The organism is Tardiphaga sp., from assembly GCF_044340795.1.
Classification (GTDB): Bacteria; Pseudomonadota; Alphaproteobacteria; order Rhizobiales; family Xanthobacteraceae; genus Tardiphaga.
The window spans coordinates 1-2,761 of sequence record NZ_JBIISY010000430.1 but is presented as its reverse complement, the minus strand read 5'-3'; the positions used below and the strand labels follow the sequence as shown (position 1 = coordinate 2,761).

Genomic DNA, 2,761 nt, shown 5'->3' with positions numbered 1-2,761 from the left:
TCACAATGTGCTGCAGTCGATCCGCATCCTGTCCGATGGCATCGAGGTCTTCGCAGCCCGTTTGATCCGCGATCTCGACGTCGACCGCCGCCAGCTCGCTGCCAATGTCGCGAACGCACCGCTGCTGGCGACGGCACTCAATCCGGTGATCGGCTACGACAAGGTTGCGATGATAACAGCGAAGGCGTTGGACGAGGCGATCACGCCGCGGGAAGCCGCGATCGCACTAGGGTTGCTGTCGGGCGATGAGTATGATCGTTATATCGATCCTAAGCGGATGGCCGGACTCTCGTAGCCTGCATGGAGCGAAGCGCAATGCGGGGACAGCAGAGATAGCTGAAATGCTGGTCCCCGGATTTCGCTTTGCTCCATCCGGGCTACGCGCTCAACCCTTCCTGCGCCATCCCTCATCTTAAGGAGGCGCGCCGGCGGAGTGAGGGCTATCCGCCTTGCCGCAGCCGCGCAAGCACCTTGAGGCCGCCATAGCCATCGGCCGGCAGCAGTCCCGCTTTGGTCTGGAAATTCCGCACCGCCTGCATTGTGTCATTGCCGACACGTCCATCGGTCCCGCCGGTGTCGAAGCCAGCACGGGTCAGGCGCGTCTGCAACTCCTGCACCTCGGCCAGTGTCAGGATGCGCTCCGAGCCGGGGAATGGCTGGATGAAAGGCGGTGCGCCCAGGATGCGGTCGCCGAGATGGCAGATCGCCAGCGCGTAGTTCATCGACGGATTGTAGCTGCGCACGGCGTAGAAGCCCTGTCCGAGCAGGAAGCTCGGCCCGCCCGCCACCGGCGTCCAGAGTTTTGCCGTCGCATTCGGTTGCGGAAACGCCTGTCCATCCGCGCGCGTCACACCGGCCGCAGTCCATGATGCAAAGGAGCGCTTGGCGTCGGAGGCGGCGACGCCGTTCGCGCGCACCTCGTAGCCCCAATGCTCACCGCGCGGATATTTTCCGCGGTTGACAAGAAAGCGCGCGCTGGAGCCGAGGGCGTCATCCGGTTTGCCGAAGGGCGAGACGCGGCCATCCTTGTCATAGTCGATACCGACATTGAGCCAGACCTCGGGCATCCATTGCGTATGCCCCATGGCGCCGGCCCAGGAGCCGCGCATCTCGTCCGGCGTGCTCCAGCCGTTCTGCACCACGCGCAGCGCGTTGATGAGTTCGGTCTCCCAATAGGCGCGGCGGCGCGGTTCATTCCAGGCCAGTGCCGCAAGCTGCGGAAACACCGGGCGCATGTGATTGGTCTGCACCAGCGGATCGCCATAGGCGGATTCGACGCCCCATAGCGCCAGCAGCGTGCCGCGCTCGACGCCGAAATCGCGCTCGATGCGATCGAACAGGCCGGAATTCTTGCGTAGCGCTTCCTTGCCCGCGGTGATGCGCCAATCGGAGGCGCGGCGGTTCACATATTGCCAGACCTGCTCGTGAAACTCCGGCTGCTTCTTCATCTTCTGGAACACGGACATGTCCGGCTCCAGGCGACCCATCACGCGTGTGTAGGTGGTGTCAGAGATGCCCTTGGCGGCGGCCTTGGCGCGAAATCCGTCGCGCCACTGGTCGAAGCCGGCGGGGGCGGCAAGCGCCACGCCAGGCAACGCCAGCAGCGCGACGGCGCCGAGACCGGACTGCAGCACTGCACGGCGGGTGAGGCGGGGATCGATCTGATTCATTCGGACAGTCTAGCGCGGGATTGTGGTGTCCGGCAGGGCAAAGCTGTCGCAGCGGCGTGGGACGTTGATTGGCGCTTGCCACGCGCAACGGCGCTCGCCATCAGTAGCGGAACCAAACAGGAGAGTTTCGATGGCCAAGACCGTGACGGCGCGTGCCGAGTTCACCGATTTCCGGGCGCTGGTGCCGGATCTGGAGACGAAGGTGCGTGCACTCGCCAACGCCGCGGTGGAAGCCGGGCTCGACAAGGAGCTGATCGAACTCGTCAAGCTGCGGGTGTCGCAGGTCAATGGCTGCGCGTTCTGCGTCCAGTTTCACGTCAATCAGGCCGAAGGTCTCGGCGTGCGGGCGGACAAGCTGCATCAGCTTGCGGTCTGGCGTGAAGCGCAGGTGTATTCGCCGCGCGAGCGCGTGGCGCTGGCCTTCGCAGAAGCGCTGACGCTGCTACCGCAGGGTGTCAGCGACGAGCTCTATGCCGAAGCGAGTGCGGAATTCGATGCGAAGGAGCTGGCCTATCTGGCTTCGGCCATTGCCGGCATCAATGTCTGGAACCGGTTCGGCGTGATGTATCGCTGGACGCCGCCGGCCGCGAAGACGAAATAGGCACAAAACAAAAGCCCCGGACGCGGTCGGCGTCCGGGGCTCGATCTCGGTCCATCAGGCCGAGGCTTAGTCCTTGGCGCGCTCGACGTAGGAGCCGTCTTCGGTCAGCACCACGATGCGGGTGCCGGTGCCGACATGCGGGGGAACCGCCGAACGGATGCCGTTCGACAGGATCGCGGGCTTGTAGGACGACGAGGCGGTCTGGCCCTTGGTCACCGGCTCGGTCTCGACGACTTCGAGGGTGACGCGCTGCGGCAGCACGATGGCGACCGGCACCATGTCGTGTAGCGAGAGCTTCACGACCATGTTTTCCTGCAGGTAAGGAGCGGAATTGCCGATGACATCCGGCGGAACCTGGACCTGATCATAGGTTTCCTGGTTCATGAAGTGGTAGCCGTCGGCATCCTGATAGAGGTAGGAGAAGTTCTGGTCCTCGATGGTCGCCTTTTCCACCTGGTCGGTGGTCTTGTAGCGCTCCGAGATCTTCACG

General features: G+C 64.1%; 3 protein-coding genes and 1 pseudogene. 2 read left to right on the top strand and 2 right to left on the bottom strand.

Annotated features, from left to right (window positions below; genetic code table 11):
- Positions 1-295 (top strand): annotated as a pseudogene (gene fumC / locus ACIQ17_RS32715) (class II fumarate hydratase); the annotation flags it as partial.
- 145 nt (positions 296-440) lie between these two features.
- Here the strand turns inward: fumC and ACIQ17_RS32710 are convergent.
- A complete protein-coding gene (locus ACIQ17_RS32710; RefSeq protein WP_398473728.1) occupies positions 441-1,670 on the bottom strand; it encodes a lytic murein transglycosylase in 1,230 nt (409 codons plus the stop codon).
- A 130-nt stretch (positions 1,671-1,800) separates the two neighbouring features.
- On the opposite strand from ACIQ17_RS32710, the gene ACIQ17_RS32705 reads away from it, so the two are divergent.
- On the top strand, positions 1,801-2,271 hold the full coding sequence (locus tag ACIQ17_RS32705; protein WP_398473727.1) for a carboxymuconolactone decarboxylase family protein: 471 nt from the start codon (positions 1,801-1,803) through the stop codon (positions 2,269-2,271).
- A gap of 66 nt (positions 2,272-2,337) precedes the next feature.
- Here the strand turns inward: ACIQ17_RS32705 and ACIQ17_RS32700 are convergent.
- On the bottom strand, positions 2,338-2,761 hold a 424-nt coding region (locus ACIQ17_RS32700), incomplete at its 5' end, for an elongation factor P (protein ID WP_398473726.1).